At 68.7% G+C, this 16,383-nt stretch carries 14 protein-coding genes and 5 tRNA genes; 12 read left to right on the plus strand and 7 right to left on the minus strand.

Going from position 1 to position 16,383, the window contains the following annotated elements; translation table 11 throughout:
• Positions 1-30: 30 nt before the first annotated feature.
• On the minus strand, positions 31-792 hold the full coding sequence (locus ACWF82_RS16770) for a polyprenol monophosphomannose synthase (protein WP_452502264.1): 762 nt from the start codon (positions 790-792) through the stop codon (positions 31-33).
• An 84-nt stretch (positions 793-876) separates the two neighbouring features.
• The gene (locus tag ACWF82_RS16775) at positions 877-1,560 is read right to left on the minus strand and encodes a GAP family protein (RefSeq protein WP_452502059.1); all 684 of its coding nucleotides are present in this window, start codon (positions 1,558-1,560) and stop codon (positions 877-879) included.
• 151 nt (positions 1,561-1,711) lie between these two features.
• On the opposite strand from ACWF82_RS16775, the gene ACWF82_RS16780 reads away from it, so the two are divergent.
• The 3 genes from ACWF82_RS16780 to ACWF82_RS16790 are packed head-to-tail and all read left to right on the plus strand — an operon-like array spanning position 1,712 to position 4,314.
• Positions 1,712-2,020: a hypothetical protein gene (locus ACWF82_RS16780; RefSeq protein ID WP_452502061.1), complete on the plus strand. Its 309-nt coding sequence runs from the start codon at positions 1,712-1,714 to the stop codon at positions 2,018-2,020.
• Positions 2,020-3,279 carry a hypothetical protein gene (locus ACWF82_RS16785; protein WP_452502063.1) on the plus strand — a complete coding sequence of 420 codons (1,260 nt, stop codon included), beginning with the start codon at positions 2,020-2,022 and terminating at the stop codon, positions 3,277-3,279. Before ACWF82_RS16780 ends, ACWF82_RS16785 begins: the two co-directional genes overlap by 1 nt.
• 9 nt (positions 3,280-3,288) lie before the next feature.
• Positions 3,289-4,314, plus strand: a complete 1,026-nt coding sequence (locus tag ACWF82_RS16790; protein ID WP_452502065.1) for a hypothetical protein — start codon at positions 3,289-3,291, stop codon at positions 4,312-4,314.
• A 54-nt stretch (positions 4,315-4,368) separates the two neighbouring features.
• On the opposite strand, the gene ACWF82_RS16795 is transcribed toward ACWF82_RS16790, so the two are convergent.
• Positions 4,369-4,442: transfer RNA gene (locus ACWF82_RS16795), tRNA-Asp, on the minus strand.
• 116 nt (positions 4,443-4,558) lie between these two features.
• On the opposite strand from ACWF82_RS16795, the gene ACWF82_RS16800 reads away from it, so the two are divergent.
• The 8 genes from ACWF82_RS16800 to ACWF82_RS16835 all read left to right on the plus strand — a co-directional run bounded on the left by ACWF82_RS16800 (position 4,559) and on the right by ACWF82_RS16835 (position 14,220).
• Positions 4,559-5,212 carry a TetR/AcrR family transcriptional regulator gene (locus ACWF82_RS16800; RefSeq protein ID WP_452502265.1) on the plus strand — a complete coding sequence of 218 codons (654 nt, stop codon included), beginning with the start codon at positions 4,559-4,561 and terminating at the stop codon, positions 5,210-5,212.
• A complete protein-coding gene (locus ACWF82_RS16805) occupies positions 5,209-8,457 on the plus strand; it encodes a carboxyl transferase domain-containing protein (protein ID WP_452502066.1) in 3,249 nt (1,082 codons plus the stop codon). The genes ACWF82_RS16800 and ACWF82_RS16805 overlap by 4 nt, the downstream gene beginning before the upstream one ends.
• Positions 8,458-8,610: 153 nt before the next feature.
• Positions 8,611-9,432: an SDR family oxidoreductase gene (locus ACWF82_RS16810; protein WP_452502068.1), complete on the plus strand. Its 822-nt coding sequence runs from the start codon at positions 8,611-8,613 to the stop codon at positions 9,430-9,432.
• Positions 9,433-9,457: 25 nt separating this feature from the next.
• Positions 9,458-10,678 carry an acyl-CoA dehydrogenase family protein gene (locus tag ACWF82_RS16815; RefSeq protein ID WP_452502070.1) on the plus strand — a complete coding sequence of 407 codons (1,221 nt, stop codon included), beginning with the start codon at positions 9,458-9,460 and terminating at the stop codon, positions 10,676-10,678.
• On the plus strand, positions 10,678-11,460 hold the full coding sequence (locus tag ACWF82_RS16820; RefSeq protein ID WP_452502071.1) for an SDR family oxidoreductase: 783 nt from the start codon (positions 10,678-10,680) through the stop codon (positions 11,458-11,460). The genes ACWF82_RS16815 and ACWF82_RS16820 overlap by 1 nt, the downstream gene beginning before the upstream one ends.
• Entirely contained in the window at positions 11,453-12,481 is a 1,029-nt protein-coding gene (locus ACWF82_RS16825; RefSeq protein WP_452502073.1) for a phosphotransferase family protein, read from the plus strand. The genes ACWF82_RS16820 and ACWF82_RS16825 overlap by 8 nt, the downstream gene beginning before the upstream one ends.
• Before the next feature lie 15 nt (positions 12,482-12,496).
• Positions 12,497-13,480, plus strand: coding sequence for an NADPH:quinone oxidoreductase family protein (locus tag ACWF82_RS16830; protein ID WP_452502075.1), 984 nt, complete (start codon positions 12,497-12,499; stop codon positions 13,478-13,480).
• A 50-nt stretch (positions 13,481-13,530) separates the two neighbouring features.
• The gene (locus ACWF82_RS16835) at positions 13,531-14,220 is read left to right on the plus strand and encodes a TetR/AcrR family transcriptional regulator (RefSeq protein WP_452502077.1); all 690 of its coding nucleotides are present in this window, start codon (positions 13,531-13,533) and stop codon (positions 14,218-14,220) included.
• 41 nt (positions 14,221-14,261) lie between these two features.
• Here ACWF82_RS16835 and ACWF82_RS16840 read toward each other — a convergent pair.
• From ACWF82_RS16840 to ACWF82_RS16855, 4 genes are all read right to left on the minus strand, one after another.
• Positions 14,262-14,338 (minus strand) — tRNA-Phe (locus tag ACWF82_RS16840).
• Positions 14,339-14,396: 58 nt separating this feature from the next.
• Positions 14,397-14,470 (minus strand) — tRNA-Asp (locus ACWF82_RS16845).
• 30 nt (positions 14,471-14,500) lie between these two features.
• Positions 14,501-14,573, minus strand: a tRNA-Glu gene (locus tag ACWF82_RS16850).
• A 92-nt stretch (positions 14,574-14,665) separates the two neighbouring features.
• Positions 14,666-15,337, minus strand: coding sequence for a TetR family transcriptional regulator (locus ACWF82_RS16855; RefSeq protein ID WP_452502078.1), 672 nt, complete (start codon positions 15,335-15,337; stop codon positions 14,666-14,668).
• A gap of 795 nt (positions 15,338-16,132) precedes the next feature.
• On the opposite strand from ACWF82_RS16855, the gene ACWF82_RS16860 reads away from it, so the two are divergent.
• Positions 16,133-16,208: transfer RNA gene (locus ACWF82_RS16860), tRNA-Lys, on the plus strand.
• Positions 16,209-16,383 lie beyond the last annotated feature (175 nt).

Here is a 16,383-nt window from a genome sequence, read left to right on the forward strand (position 1 = left end):
CTCCGGCGGGGTCCTTCGTGTGGTCAGTACTTACACCGAGCGGCCGAACAGCAGCTTCCACGGCATCAGCGCCGACTCCAGCTGCACCTTCAGGCTCATCTTCGACGCGCCGAGGGTGCGCTCCTCGAAGCGGATCGGCACCTCGGCGATCGTGTAGCCCTTCTTGATCGCGCGGTAGTTCATCTCGACCTGGAAGGAGTAGCCGTTGCTGCGGATCGACGCCACGTCGATCGCGCGCAGGGTGTCGGCCTTCCACGCCTTGAAACCGGCGGTCGCGTCCTTCACGCCGAGGCGCAGGATCAGGTTCACGTAGAAGTTGGCCCAGGCCGAGAGCGCCTTGCGGTACCACTTCCACTCCGCCGCGGTCGAGCCGCCGGGAACGTACCGGGAACCGAGCACGACGCCGGTATCGGCGGAGCCCAGCTTCTCCAGCATCGCCGGGATCACCTCGGCGGGGTGCGACAGGTCGGCATCCATCTGGATCACCACGTCGGCGCCCTCGGCCAGGGCCTGGGTGATGCCCGCGATGTAGGCGCGGCCGAGGCCGTCCTTCTCGGTGCGATGCAGCACGCTCACCACGTTCGGCAGCTCGGCGGCCAGCTTGTCGGCCACCTCGCCCGTGCCGTCGGGTGAGTTGTCGTCCACCACCAGCACGTGCAGGTCGGGGACCGGCAGCGCCGTCAGCCGCTCCACCGCCACCGGCAGATTTTCCCGCTCGTTGTAGGTCGGCACAACAACGGTAACCCTCAAGGGTCGCCCTCCCTGCTCACCTGGTAACGCCCCGCGACCCAGCCAGCGGGCACGGAAACATGTCATTGATTCGTTATGACGGTACTCGATCGACCTGACACCGACCTGAGCGGCCGTGCGGGCCCGTCACCACAGCTGGCGTGCGTGGACCAGCGCGTCCACCACCAGGACCACGCCGAACACCACGAAAAGCACCCGCACCACCGGCGGTCCGAAGCGGGTGATCCACCGCACCAGCAGGCGGTACACCCGGCGGGCGCGCGGAGTCTTGCGCATGGCGAGGGCGAGCACCACCAGTGGCAGCAGCAGGGCTATCGCGCAATATCCGGCCACGATCAACGGCCACGCCACCGGCAGCGGACGCTGCGCCGACAACATCGCCAGCGCCGCCAGATACGGCACCGAGGTCGGCACCTTCGCCAGCCCGAGCGTGAACCCGACAACCCCCATCAACCACGGATACCTGCGCACCGGTTGCACCCAGCGCCCGCCACCACGCATCGTCGTATCCATCGGCAACGCCGCTACCACGATCAGCACCACACCGATCAGCAGCTCACCCCAGTACCGCAGCAGCGGCGTCAGCTCGAAGTCGAACAGCCGAACCAGGAAATCGATCCCGAGCACCGTCGCGATCCCGAACGCCACCGACACCGCGAACACGCCACCGAGAAAACTGAACCCACCAACCACCGGCGACCGCCGCGCCAGCCGGCTGTCCGCCACCACCGCCGTAGTGATCGCGACCAACAGCACATCAAGCGCGTCGACCACCGCGAACCCGAGCAACGTGATCAGCAGGACACCCATGACCGTTGCGACCCTACTCGCCGGTCACCTGGGTTCCGGCCTGCGGTGCACGCCAGTCCCACCCACAACGGCGCCGATCTCGTTAGGCTTTTCGTGCCGGGAGTGCCCGACGAGCACCCGCGATCGTGAAGGGGAAGACATCGTGGCGGAAATGTCATTCGACCCGTCAGCGCTCGACGCGTATCAGCGCGCTGCAGCTCGGGTCGCGGATCTACTTGGTGAAGCGGCTACCAATACCAGTACGGCGGCGGGGGTGGATCTGTCCGGGCTCGGAGTGCTCGGGCGGGAATTCGCTGCCGCGTGGACGGAGGCCGCGGGGGCGCACGCGTCGACGTTGAGTACCGCGGGGAATCTGGTCACCGCGTATCAAGACATTCTGAATCGCTATGGCGCCGAGGTCACCGGGATCGATACCGGGCTGGCCGGCGACCTGCGAGCGACCGAGAGCGAGGTGGCGTGATGCGCGCGAAATCCCTGGTCACCGAGACAACGCTGAGCACGATCACCCCGGCCGAGGCCGAGGCCAAGATCGCGCCGGTGGTCGCGTTGCTCGAGGTGCCGTTGCTGGAGCTGCGGAAATCGCTGGGCTCCAACACCTCCGCCGACCCCGATGCCGATGTAGTGGCCGCGCTGACCTCGGCGACAAACGCCACCACCGCCACCGAGGACCCGCACCGGCTCGGCCTGTACGCGCTGGAGTCGACCGAGACCGCGGTACCCGCCACACCCGCGTTGCGCCAGACCGCGACCGAGGTGTCGGCGGCCGCTGACCGTGGCCAGAAGCTGAGCACCTTGCTCGGACAGGCACATTCGACCCAGGCGAGCGCGGCGGCCAAGGTCGACGCGATCATCGCCGACTTCCGCGCCAAGGCGAAAGCCGCCGCACCCGCGGTGAACGGCAACAACCTGGACGCGATCGTCGAACTCGCGGAGGAGGCGATCCAGGAGGCGGTCGGCGTCGTCGGGAGCGCGAGCACCGACATGGATCAGTACACCCGCAACACCAGGGAACTGACCTCCGATCTGGGCGGGACCAACGGCGTGACCGTGCCGCAGGGCGCGACCGAGGTGGCGCCGGGCGTGTATGTGCTCGGCACCGGCGGCACGTCGACGGACACGATCGACACCGACACCACGACGACCGATCCGGCGACGGCGGCGCAGATCGCCTTGCAGGAGGCGCTGATCGACGGTGGGGTCGCCCTCGGCACCGCGGCGATCGATGCGGGCGTCACCTTCGGCACGCACCTGATCGACAAGATCGCCGAGGTCGCGATGCACGGCATCGACAAGGGTTCCGAGCTGGCGACCACCGGGATCGATACCCTCGCGGCGAATGTCACCGGGACCGAGGGTACGGCGACCAGCCCGGCCACGACGACACCGTCGCCCACCACGCCGTCCACCAATGGCGGCGGCAACTCGGGCGGGTTGTTCGCCGGGCTCGGCAACGGTGACACCGCCGCCAAGCCGGAACCCGCGAACAACAACAAGCCCGCGTCACCGGCCCCGGCGAGCCAGGCGCCCGCCGCGGCACAACCACAGCCGCAAGCTCCGGCGACAACGCCGAGTACACCCGCCGCTCCGGCGCCGGCACAGCAGCCGGTCCAGAACGGGGTGATTCCGCCGACCGGCCGTCCGCAACAGGATCAGGAGACCGAGAAGCCGTCGGCCGCACCGAAGCACGGGCAGCCGGGAGTCGTCCCGGCGCCGGCGTAGGGCGCCCGGATGGACAATCCGTTCGGGGCCTATTTCTCGTCACCGGAGAATCCGGCGCGCCGTCGCCCCCAGGGCAAACGGCGGCGCAGGCGCAGGCGCGAGGCCGAGCCGCAGACCATCGGCACCAACCCGGAGACGTGGCCGCCGCCGGAGCCGGAACTCTACGACGACGCCTCCGGCCACCTCGCGAACGCCCAGACCGAGCCGATCTACCGCGCGCCCGCCGACGAGGACGGGTTCACCGGCGACTGGAACGACTGGAACGACGAGGCCCCCGTCGACGAAACACCGCGCCGCGGTGACGATGTCGACTGGAACGACTGGGCCACCACCACCGCGACCGAGCAGAGCGGCGACCGGGTCGAGATGCCGGTCCTCCCGCGCCTGAAGGACTTCGGTGGCGGTGGGCCGATCGCGCGCAGGCCACGCAAGAAGTACGACGACGAGCGCTACGACGATCCCAACGGCCGCACGAAAGCCGCTGCGGCGGTGAAGGGCATCGTCGGCGCGCTGGTCTTCGTCGTCATGGTCGGGCTGGCCGCCAATATCTTCCTCGGCTCCGACGACAAGCCGGTGGCGGCGAAGCAGGCGGCCGTATCCGGTTCGCCGACAACGGAAACCACCGTTCCCCCGCTGCCGGCGCATGCCGTGGCCGGCTGCGAATCCTTCCGCAGCCAGTCCATCACCATCAGCGCCGAACGCGGCGACACCGCCACCCCGCAGGGCGCGATCCTCGGCTTCGAATACAGCTACTACGTCGACCGCGACGCCGCCAAAGCTCGCACCTACGTCACCGACGACGCCCATGTCGGCGACGAATCCGCGCTCGCCGCAGGCATTTCCACCTTCCCGACCGGCGTCAAGTACTGCATCCACATCACCAGGGCCGACGCCGCCGATCCCACGCTCTGGAACGTCACCGTCCAGCAGCAATGGCCCGGCGACCCGGCCATCGAGAAAATCCAGCAGACGATGCGCACCGCCGAGGTCGCCCCTGGCCGGTATCGGATCACCAGCATCGACCACCGCCGATAGGAATGCGCTGAGACGCGAAATCCCCGCACCAGAACTGGTGCGGGGATTCTCTTGCGACCCTGACGGGACTCGAACCCGCGACCTCCGCCGTGACAGGGCGGCGCGCTAACCAACTGCGCCACAGGGCCGTGATGTATCGCTACATCGCGGGAGCGACTGTACCCCGGTAGCGGGCCTGGGCGTTAACCGAGCAGGTGGGGCCATAGATCGGTCATTGACATTGACGTCAATGTCAATGACACTTGTGACGGTGACCACAAGTGCGGCCCAGGAGCGGGCGCGGTCGGCGCGCAAGGACAGTGCCGGACCGCGGCGGGGTGAACTGCTCGACGCGGCGGGGCGGTGCTTCGCGGAGTTCGGGTACGACCAGACCTCGGTGGAGACGATCACCACGCGGGCGCGGGTCTCCCGGGCGACGTTCTACGCGTACTTCTCCTCGAAGGACGAGGTGTTCGGGGCGATCACCGAGCGGGTGTGCGCACAATTCCTGGACGCGCAGCTCGTGGTGGACATCGAGGTCACCGAGCCCGCCGAGGTAATCGCGGCCACCACAAGGGCTTTCGCGGAGGCGGTGTTCGCCAACGGCGCGCTGGTCGCGCTGATCGAGCACCGCGCTGGGATCGATCCGGCGATCGGCGCGCAGTGGTCGCGGGTGCGCACCCGGCTGCGCAAGCGGTTCGCCGCGTTTCTCGAACGGGTCGACGCGCGCGGCGGGATCGACCCGTGCGCGTCCCTGTCGCGGGTCGTCGAGACCCTGTCCGACGCACTGCTGGCCGGCGCCTCCCGGCTCGCCGGAGCAGGCCCCGACCAGCGCGAACGGTTCATCACCGACCACATCGCCATCGCCGAGCGACTGATCGGCTTCACCCCGGCCGAGCACGACAAGGACACCCAGTGAAACTGCTGATCGCCAACCGCGGCGAGATCGCCCTGCGCATCATCCGCACCGCCGCCGAACTCGGCGCGAGCACCGTCGCGGTCTACGCCGAGGACGACGCGGACAACCCGAATGTGCACGCGGCGGACGAGGCGATCGGGCTGGCGGGCGCCGGGCCCGCGTCCTATCTCGACCACGCCGCGATCCTGGCCGCAGCCAAGGAATCGGGTGCCGAGTTCATCCACCCTGGCTACGGATTCCTCAGCGAGAACGCCGAATTCGCCAGGTCGTGCGCGGCCGCGGGGTGCACGTTCATCGGCCCGGATCCGGCTGTGCTCGACCTGTTCGGCGACAAGTCGTCGGCCCGCGGGACCGCCCTCGCCGCGAGCGTGCCCGTCCTGCCCGCGACCGAAGGCCCGAGCGAGGTCGGCGAGGTCAAGGCGTTCTTCGACGCGCGATCCGGCCCGATCATGATCAAGGCGCTGGCAGGTGGTGGCGGACGCGGCATGCGGGTGGTGCGGACGGCCGCGGAGATCGATGACGCCTACCGGCAGTGTGCCGCCGAGGCTCAGCTCGGTTTCGGCAATCCGGCGGTGTTCGCCGAGGCGCTGATGGAGAACGCCCGGCATATCGAGGTGCAGGTCGTCGCGGCACCCAGCGCGAACGGCACCACGGCGCTCGCGCTCGGCGATCGGGATTGCAGCGTGCAGCGTAGGCATCAGAAGCTGATCGAAATCGCGCCGGCCCAGGGTCTTTCGGATGCGCTGCGACGGCAACTGCACGAGGCGGCGGCCCGGCTGTGCGCGCATGTCGGCTATCGCGGACTGGCCACCGTCGAATTCCTGGTCTCCGGTTCGGAATTCGTCTTCCTGGAGGTCAACCCGCGGATCCAGGTGGAGCACACCGTCACCGAGGAGGTGATCGGCGTCGACCTGGTCGCCGTGCAGCTGGCGATCGCCCAGGGCAGAACCCTCGACGAGCTCGGCCTGCCCCACGGAATCACCTCCGATGGAAGGCAATCCAACGGCGACCCCGCACAAGCCGACGGCATCGCGATCCAGGCCAGGGTGAATATGGAGACCATGGCCGCCGACGGATCGGCGATCCCGACCGCAGGCACCCTGACCGCCTTCGCCCCGCCCACCGGTCCTGGCGTGCGAGTCGACACCTTCGGCCGCCCCGGACTCACCCCGAGTCCGCGCTACGACTCACTGCTGGCGAAGGTGGTCATCCGCACCCGCGGGGACTCCTTCCCCGCCGCCGCCCGCAAGGCCGGGACCGCGCTGGCGGAATTCACCGTCGACGGTCTTCGCACGAATATCGGGTTCCTGCGGGAAGTGCTCGCCGACAGCCATTTCCAGACCGGCGTCGTCACCACCGGCTACCTCGGCGAGAACCTGCCCGCACTCGTCGCAGCCGCCGAGGCGGGACAACCCGAGGTCGCGGTCGCGACCGTCGAGCTGTATCCGGGGCAGGAGGCAGTGCGCGCGCAGTTGGCGGGCACCGTGGTCGAGGTGGCCGACGAAGGCGTCGAGGTCGGCGCGGGCGGGCAATTGGTCGTGCTCGAGGCGATGAAGATGCAGCACGTGCTCGCCGCGCCGGATGCCGCCAGGACCATCCGGATTCTGGTGCGACCGGGGCAGGTCGTCGCGCCCGGCGATCCGCTGGTGATCATCACCCGCACCGGCGCCGACGCCACCGGCAGCGTGCGGGCCGATCTGGATCCCGACCGCGCCCGCGCCGATGTCGACGAGATCCGCGCGCGCCACCTCGTCACGCTGGACGAATCCCGCCCCGAGGTGGTCGCCAAGCGGCACGGGCTCGGCCGCCGCACCGCCAGGGAGAACATCGCCGACCTCGTCGACGCCGGCAGTTTCGTCGAGTACGGCGCACTGGCCGTCGCCGCGCAGCGCAGCAGGCGCACCGAAGAGGACCTGATCGCCAACACCCCCGCCGACGGCCTCGTCACCGGCCTGGCCACCATCGGCGCCGACCGCTTCGGCAGGGCAGCGGCCGAAGCCGTGGTGGTCTCCTACGACTACACCGTGCTCGCGGGCACCCAGGGCAAGAACAATCACGCCAAGACCGACCGCGCCTTCGAACTGGCCGCCCGCAAGCAGGTGCCCGTGGTGCTGTTCGCCGAGGGCGGCGGCGGCAGGCCCGGCGACACCGACGTGACCGGTATGGGCCTGGACGTGCCGACCTTCCGCGCGCTCGCCGCGCTGCGCGGTCAGGTGCCGCTGGTGACGATCGTGTCGGGCCGCTGCTTCGCCGGGAACGCCGCGCTGGCCGGGGTGTGCGACGTGATCATCGCGACGCCGGACGCCAATATCGGCATGGGTGGTCCAGCGATGATCGAGGGTGGCGGGCTCGGTGCGTACCGGCCCGAGGACATCGGGCCGATCGACGTGCAACGGCGCAATGGCGTCGTCGACCTGGTCGCCCGGGACGAGGCGCACGCGGTGGCGCTGGCCACGCAGTACCTCGGCTACTTCCAAGGCCCGGTCGACGACTACGAAGCGCCCGACCCCCGCCTGGCCAGGCATGTCGTGCCGGAGAATCGCTTGCGCGCCTACGACATCCATCGCGCGATCGAGGCCATCGTCGATGTTGGCTCGATCCTGGAGCTGCGGCCCGATTACGGAGTCGGCATCGTCACCGCGCTGGTCAGGGTCGATGGTGTGCCGTTCGGCTTGGTCGCCAACAGCAGTCATCACCTCGGCGGCGCCATCGATGCCGAAGCCGCCGACAAGATGGGCGACTTCCTCGGGCTGTGCGAGTCGTTCGGGCTACCCGTCGTGTCCCTGTGCGACACACCGGGATTCATGGTCGGGCCGGAGGCCGAGAAGACGGCGACGGTCCGCCGGTTCAGCGAGCTGTTCGTGCTCGGCGCCCGGCTGAGCGTGCCGTTCGGCATGGTCATCCTGCGCAAGGGTTACGGTCTCGGCGCGATGGCGATGGCGGCCGGGCACTTTCGCGCCCCGAACTTCACCATCGCCTGGCCGACGGGCGAGATCGGGCCGATGGGCCTGGAAGGCGCGGTGCGCCTCGGCTTCCGCAAAGAGCTTGCCGCCGTGGCGGATCCAGCCGAGCGCGAGACGCTGTTCCAGCAGCTGCTCACCCTCGCCTACCAGCAGGGCAAGGCGCTGACCGCGGCGACCGGGTTCGAACTCGACGACGTCATCGATCCGGCCGACACCCGCGCGTGGATCGCCACGTTGGCCGGCGACGCGCCGCGGACAGGATCGGCACGAGCCCGGCAGTGATGTCGCCGGGTTCCGCCGGGCCGACTCGAGCCGAGGCGAAAAGGCCAGTTCATCGCGGCCGGGCCACGGTCGACCGACCTGAGCTGGGAATTCAGACTTGAAGTTGACGTCAACTTCTAATAGGTTCGGATCCACCGACCGAAGGAATTCATCGTGAGAGTTGCACAGAAGGTGGCCATCGTGACCGGCGGCGGCGCGGGGATCGGGGCCGCGCTGGCCACCGCCCTCGCCGCGGCGGGCGCGCGCGTGATCGTCGCCGACCTCGACGAAGCGGCCGCGCTCGCCGTCTCGGCGCGGATCAACGCCGAGCACCCGGACGCGACGGTGGGCGCGGGCGCGGATGCCGCCGAAACGACCGCGATCCAGGGGCTGATCGCGCTGGCGGAGCAGCACTTCGGCCCCGTCGACCTGTACTTCGCCAACGCAGGCGTGGTCGGCGCGCCCGGGCTGGACGCCACCGAGAGCGACTGGGATCTCGCCCTCGCGGTGAACCTGCGCGCGCATATCCGGGCCGCGCAACTGCTCGTCCCCCAGTGGCTCGACCGCGGCGAAGGCTACTTCGTGAGCACGGCGTCGGCCGCGGGTCTGCTCACCCAGATCGGCTCGGCCACCTACTCGGTGAGCAAGCACGCCGCGGTCGGGTTCGCCGAATGGCTCGACGTCACCTACGGCGACCAGGGCATTCGGGTGAGCTGCCTCTGCCCGATGGGCGTGAACACCGCGCTGCTGTATGCCGGGCAGGAGTCGGGCGAGCCGCTCGGCGCCGCCGCCACCCGCGCGGTCGTGTCGGCGGGTGAAGTCCTCGAACCCGCCGAAGTGGCCGAGATCGTGCTCGAGTCCATCGCGGCCGAGCAGTTCCTGATCCTGCCGCACCCGCAGGTGCTGGAGATGTACCGCAACAAGGGCGCCGACTACGACCGCTGGCTGCGCGGGATGCGCCGCTACCAGGCCGCCCTGCTGGCCGAAACCCGCTGACACCCCTCGACTCCCTGGAGTACCCATGTCACTGTTCGATCTGTCCGAGCGCGCCGAGAAGTACCGCGCAGACCTGCTCGATTTCATGGACTCGCACGTCTATCCGGCCGAAGCCGTCTACGACGAGCAGATGCGCGCCGCAGGCAACCCGCACTTCCAGCCGCCGATCCTCGAAGAGCTCAAGGCCGAGGCCAAGCGGCGCGGCCTGTGGAACCTCTTCCATCCGCATCCCGGCCGCGGCCCCGGCCTGACCAATCTCGAATACGCGCCGCTGGCCGAGATCATGGGCCGCAGCCACCTCGCGTCGGAGGCCTGCAACTGCAATGCCCCCGACACCGGGAACATGGAGGTGCTCGAGCTGTTCGGCACCGAGGAGCACAAGAAGAAGTACCTCGAACCGCTGCTCGACGGCACCATGGCCTCGGCATTCGCGATGACCGAACCGGGTGTGGCCAGCTCCGATGCCACCAATGTCGAACTGTCGATGGTGCGCGACGGCGACGACTACGTGCTCAACGGGCGAAAGTGGTTCGCCACCAACGCCTTGCACCCGAACTGCCGGGTGCTGATCGTGATGGGCAAGACCGATCCGCAGGCCGCGCCGCACCGGCAGCAGTCCATGATGGTCGTCCCGATCGACGCGCCCGGCGTCACGATCCTGCGCGGGCTGCCGGTGTTCGGCTACCAGGAACGCGAAGGCCACGCCGAGATCGATTTCGCCGATGTGCGGGTGCCCGCGACCGACGTGCTCAAGGGCGAGGGCGAGGGTTTCGCGATCAGCCAGGCCCGGCTCGGCCCCGGCCGCATCCACCACTGCATGCGCAGTATCGGCATGGCCGAACGCGCGCTGGAGATGATGTGCAAGCGGGCGCAGTCGCGGGTCACCTTCGGAAAGCCGATCGCCGAGAACGCCAATATCCAGGACTGGATCGCCGAGTCGCGCATCGAGATCGAGATGATCCGGCTGCTCACGCTCAAGGCCGCGCACCTGATGGACACCGTCGGCAACAAGGCGGCGCGCACCGAGATCGCCGCGATCAAGGTCGCCGCGCCGACCATCGCGCTGAAGGTCCTCGACCGCGCGATCCAGGTGCACGGCGCGGGTGGCGTCACCGACGACTTCCCGCTCGCGGCGGCCTGGGCCGGGCTACGCACGCTGCGCCTGGCCGACGGCCCCGACGAGGTGCACAAGCGCGCCATCGCGCGCCAGGAACTGGGCAAGTACCGCGGCAAGGAGAGCAACTGATGACCGGACTCGACCTGACCGGGCGCACCGCCATCGTCACCGGTGCCTCGCGCGGCATCGGGCTGGCGATCGCCCAGTCGATCGCGGCGGCGGGCGGCACCGTCGTGCTGACCTCGCGCACCCAGGAATCCGCCGACGCGGCCGCCGCACAGGTGCGTGGCGATGTCCTCGGCGTCGCCGCGCACGCGATGGACGAGGACGCGGCGCGACGCTGCGTCGAGCTGACCATGGAACGGTTCGGCAGCGTCGACATCCTGGTCAACAACGCGGGCACCAACCCCGCCTTCGGCCCGGTGATCGGCCAGGACTACACCCGGTTCGCGAAGACCTTCGGCGTGAACGTGTGGGCGCCGGTGCTGTGGACCTCGCTGGTCACCGAAGCCTGGATGGGCGAGCACGGGGGCGCGGTCGTCAACACCGCGTCCATCGGCGGGCTGACGCTCGAGGCGAATATCGGGCTGTACAACGCGTCCAAGGCGGCGCTGATCCATCTGACCAAGCAGATGGCGCTGGAGTTGTCGCCGAAGGTGCGCGTCAACGCGGTCGCGCCCGGTGTCGTACGCACCAAACTGGCCGAGGCGCTGTGGAAGAACCATGAGGAGTCGGTCGCCGGTGCCACCGCGCTGGACCGGATCGGCGAGCCGGAAGACATCGGCGCGGCCGTGGCGTTCCTCGTCTCGGACGCGGCGAGCTGGATCACCGGTGAGGTCATGGTGATCGACGGCGGGCAGCGGCTCGGTGACGCGCCGCTGTTCCGGAGCGGAGCGTCGCTCGGTGTCTGAGGTTGTCGGGATCGACCCTGCCGTGGTGACCGAGTGGTTCGCCACGCTCGGCATCGAGTGCGCGGCGCCGCTGCGTTTCGACCGGATCGGGCTCGGGCAGTCGAATCTCACCTATCTGGTCACCGACGCGGCCGGGCGCCTGTGGGTGCTGCGCAGGCCGCCGCTCGGTGAGCTGCTGGCCTCGGCCCACGACGTGGTGCGGGAGGCGCGGATCATCGCCGCGCTCGAGCACACCGAGGTGCCGGTGCCGCGGATCTTCGGTGTGCTCGCCGACCCGTCGGTCGTCGAGGCGCCGCTGGTGCTGATGGAGTTCGTGGACGGGCAGGTGGTCGACACCATGCCGATCGCACGGTCGCTCACCCCGCAGCGGCGCAGGGCGATCGCGGAATCGCTGCCGCGGACGCTGGCGCGGATCCACGCGGTCGATCCGGCGGCCGTCGGGCTGGCCGATCTGGCCAGTCACAAGCCGTACGCGCCGCGGCAGCTCAAGCGCTGGAGCGGGCAGTGGGAGCACTCGAAGACCAGGGAGCTGCCCGAGATCGACGAGCTCACCCGCAGACTCGCCGCCGCGGTGCCCGAGCAGCACGAGGTGTGCCTGGTGCACGGCGATTTCCATCTGCGCAATGTCATCACCTCGCGCGAGACCGGCGCGGTGACGGCCGCGCTGGACTGGGAGCTGTCCACCCTCGGTGACCCGCTGGCCGACATGGGCAGCATGCTCGCCTACTGGGCCGAGCCGGGCGAAGTCATCGGCGGCGACTTTCCCGCCTCCGCGCTCGACGGGTTCCCGGACCGCGCCGAGATGTCGCGGATGTACCTCGAGCTGACCGGCCGTGACCCCGCCGCGCTGCGGTACTGGCATGTCCTCGGCCTGTGGAAGCTCGCGATCATCGCCGAAGGCGTGTTGCGCCGGGCACAGGACAACCCCATGAACAAGGCGGCGGCGGGCACGCCGACCATCGAACGAATCGACGCCGTAGTGCGTCTGGCCTGCGACGTCGCCGACGACGCAGGCATCTAGCGAAGGGATTTCAGCATGAAGGCATGGCAGGTCGGCGAGCTCGGCGAACCACGGGACGTGCTGCGGCTCGACGACATCGAAGATCCCGTCGCCGGGCCGGGGCAGGTGCTGGTGCGGGTGCTCGCGGCGCCGGCCAACTTCCCGGATGTGCTGCTGTGCCGTGGGCAGTATCAGGTGAAGCCGCCGCTGCCGTTCACCCCGGGCGTCGAGCTGTGCGGCTCGGTGGTCGCGGTCGGTGCCGGTGTCACCGGGTTCGCGATCGGCGATCGGGTTGTCGGCACCACGACCCTGCCCGGCGGCGCGTTCGCCGAGCTGGCGGTGCTGGACGCGGAGAACGTCTTCCCCGCGCCCGATTCGCTCGACGACGCCGAGGCGGCCGCCCTGTGCATCGGCTACCAGACCAGCTGGTTCGCCCTGCACCGGCGGACCCAGCTGCGGGCGGGCGAGACCCTGCTCGTGCACGCGGCGGCCGGTGGCGTCGGCAGCACGGCCGTGCAGCTGGGCAAGGCCGCGGGGGCGAGGGTGATCGGTGTGGTCGGCGGGCCGGACAAGGCCGACTACTGCCGCGAGCTCGGCGCCGACCTCGTCATCGACCGGCACACCGAGGACTTCGTGCCGATCGTCAAGGAGTTCACCGGCGGACGCGGCGCCGACGTGATCTACGACCCGGTCGGCGGCGACGCCTACGCCAAGTCGACCAAGTGCATCGCGTTCGAGGGCCGCATCCTGGTGATCGGTTTCGCGGGCGGCACCATCCCGCAACCCGCGCTCAACCACGCGCTGATCAAGAACTACTCGATCATCGGCCTGCACTGGGGGTTGTACAAGCAGTACAACCAGCAGGCCATCCGCGACTGCCACACCGAACTGACCAGGCTCGCCGCGGCGGGCCAGCTGAAACCGCTGATCAGCGAACGCCTTTCGCTGGCCGAAGTCCCCGACGGGCTCGGCAGGCTCGGCGATGGCAGCACGGTCGGCCGAGTCGTCTTCCACCCCTGAGCAGCGACTCGCCGGACGCCGCGGCCCCGGACGCGCGCTATAAATACAGCATGGATCGACCCGCGGACACCGACGGCGAAGGCGCGCTGCCCTCGATGGCGCGCACTTCGCTGTTGCGCGAGCTGCCAGCCACCCCGCGCGGCCTGCGGACGCGTTCGGCCCTGATCGACGCGGGCCGCAAGGTATTCGAGCGGCTCGGCTACCTCGACACCAGGCTGGTCGACATCACCCAGGAAGCCAACTGCTCCTCGGGCACCTTCTACACCTATTTCGCGGGCAAGGAAGAGATCTTCGCGGCGATCCTCGAACACGCCCAGGAAGACATGCTGCATCCCGGCATGCAACATGTCGCCGGTGACGACGACCCCGCGTCCATCGTCGAGGCGAGCAACCGGGCCTACTTCGAGGCCTACAAGCGCAACGCCAAGCTGATGGGCCTGCTCGAACAGGTCGCCAATATCGACCCCGAGTTCAGCAAGCTGCGCCAGGACCGCGCCGACGCCTTCATCCACCGCAACGCCCGCAGCATCGCGAACCTCCAGGAACGCGGTCTCGCCGACCCGGAGCTCGACCCGATGCTCACCTCGCGGGCGCTGTCAGGCATGGTCAGCCGTCTCGCCTTCAACTACTTCGTCATCGGTGACGGCTACCTCGACGGCGAAGCCCGCCCGATGGAAGACCTCGTCTACACCGTCACCCGTCTCTGGGTGAACGCCCTGCGCATGCCGACCACCCGCTGACGCAAAAATCCCCTCTACCAGGGACTGGTGAGGGGATTTCGTGGTGGCCAGGGCCGGGATCGAACCGGCGACCTTCCGCTTTTCAGGCGGACGCTCGTACCAACTGAGCTACCTGGCCGCAGGCACCCGTACTGAATGCCATACGCGAAGCGCCGGATCACTCCGGCGCTTACTTGCGACCCTGACGGGACTCGAACCCGCGACCTCCGCCGTGACAGGGCGGCGCGCTAACCAACTGCGCCACAGGGCCTTGCTGTACTGCTACACAGTCCGGAGACTGTACCCCCTACGGGATTCGAACCCGCGCTACCGCCTTGAAAGGGCGGCGTCCTAGGCCGCTAGACGAAGGGGGCTCGTCCCGGATCTCTCCGGACCGGCTTTCAACGTTTCCGTTGGGAGCTCGCATAGCTTATGACAGGTGTGCGCAGACTTCCAAATCGCCTGGTCAGGCGCCCAAACCGAGGTCATCGAGGCGTGCTTGCGCGCGCCACCCGTCGCTGCGGAAACTCTGGATCCACACCGGGGTTGCCATCGCCTCGACAATAACCTCCAGCACCTCGGCGAACCGGGCACGCAGGTCGGCGGCCGAACCGCTGGCGATCGGATCGACCAGATAGCGCTGGCCGGCCAGGGCCGCGGCGAGGGTGCGGGTGAAGCGGTCGGGGTCGGTGTCGGCGCGCAGCTGGCCGTCGTCGATCGCGCGCACCGCGAGGACCCGGGTGGCGCGGCCGACGATGCGTCCGCCGCCGTTGCCCGCGTCGCGATGGAAGTCGGGCTCGATCACGAGCCGGTACTCGGCCTGCACGATGGTGTCGTGCTCTAGCCGCAGCGCGATCTCGTCCACCATCCCGTGCAGCAGGTCGAGCGGGCCGAAGTCGGCGCGGCCGAGCCAGCGTTCCGCGCAGACGCGGTAGCGCTCGACCGCGGTCTCGAGCACCGCGCGCGCCAGATCTTCCTTGGAGTCGAAGTGGAAGTACATCGCGCCCTTGGTCGCGCGCGAACCTTCCAGAATGCGGTTGAGCGATGCCGCGGCATATCCGCTCTTCCCGAACTCGACGGCCGCGGACTTGATTATCGCCGCGCGTGTCCGGCGGGCCCGCTCTTGCTGCCGTGCCATGCTCGAAACGCCTCCGAACCTTCTCACCGCCAACGATCAATAACCGACCGTTGACGCGAATAGTGGTTTTAATACAAACTTTCGGTATGAAATCTCGCAGTAAAGCCGGTACCCCGCCGGCTGGTATAGTTCGCCCGCCCGGGTGCGCCGCAGGGGGTGCACACTCGGGCTCAACTACCTGTGAGAACCGCCTCCTCCTGCGGTAACGATTGCCCCTTTGCCGAAGATTCGCGCGCCCTTCGCGATTACCCCGGCACTTCGAACCCTCGATGAATTCCTCGACACCACGACCGGCACCGGCGCGTTGAACAACGCAGCACCGGTGATAGTTTCGAAATTCACCAGGCGATCACCGTACCCGCATTCGCGAGCCGACACGCGGCAAATGGAACACCCATCCGAACATCCGGTTCGGTTATCCAACGCAGCTAACGAGGCGCAACCGAAATGGTTTCGTCGGCTATGAATTCCGTAGGCGCACAGCCCGGTTGACCAGGCCGACGACCGTCGGGCGAACCCCCTGCTGTTCGCCCGACGGTCGCGAGACCCGCGTCCACACCGGACCACCTGATCGACCACGAATCCCCTGCTCATCGAAACCTGTTGCGTGACAACAGTATTCGATACCATGTCGAGACCTGAAGTGCGAACGGTGGTGGGTACCAGTTGGTTACCGGGAATCGTCGGTGGCCTGCGCTTCGTTACCGGCGTCCACCAGGGTTGATCGGGCTCCCCGACAGAGCTGGGGACCGGTATTCGGCCCGATGGCGGGGTGTCCGCTAGACTCCCCTCCGCGCCCCTTTAGCTCAGTTGGTAGAGCTGGTGACTTTTAATCACTAGGTCGTAGGTTCGAGTCCTACAGGGGGCACCACGATTTACCCGGTTTGACCAGCGGTTATGGCCTAGGCGAACCATCGATTGACGCTTGCCGTGCCGACGAGACTGGCGGCAACGCTCCCCGAAGCCATCGCGCGTCCGTATGATTTCCTCCGCCTATGCCCCTGACCTGCGGTTCCAGCGGGGCGAATAATTGTGATTCCCGCCAC

This window comes from Nocardia sp. NPDC055053 (assembly GCF_053608285.1).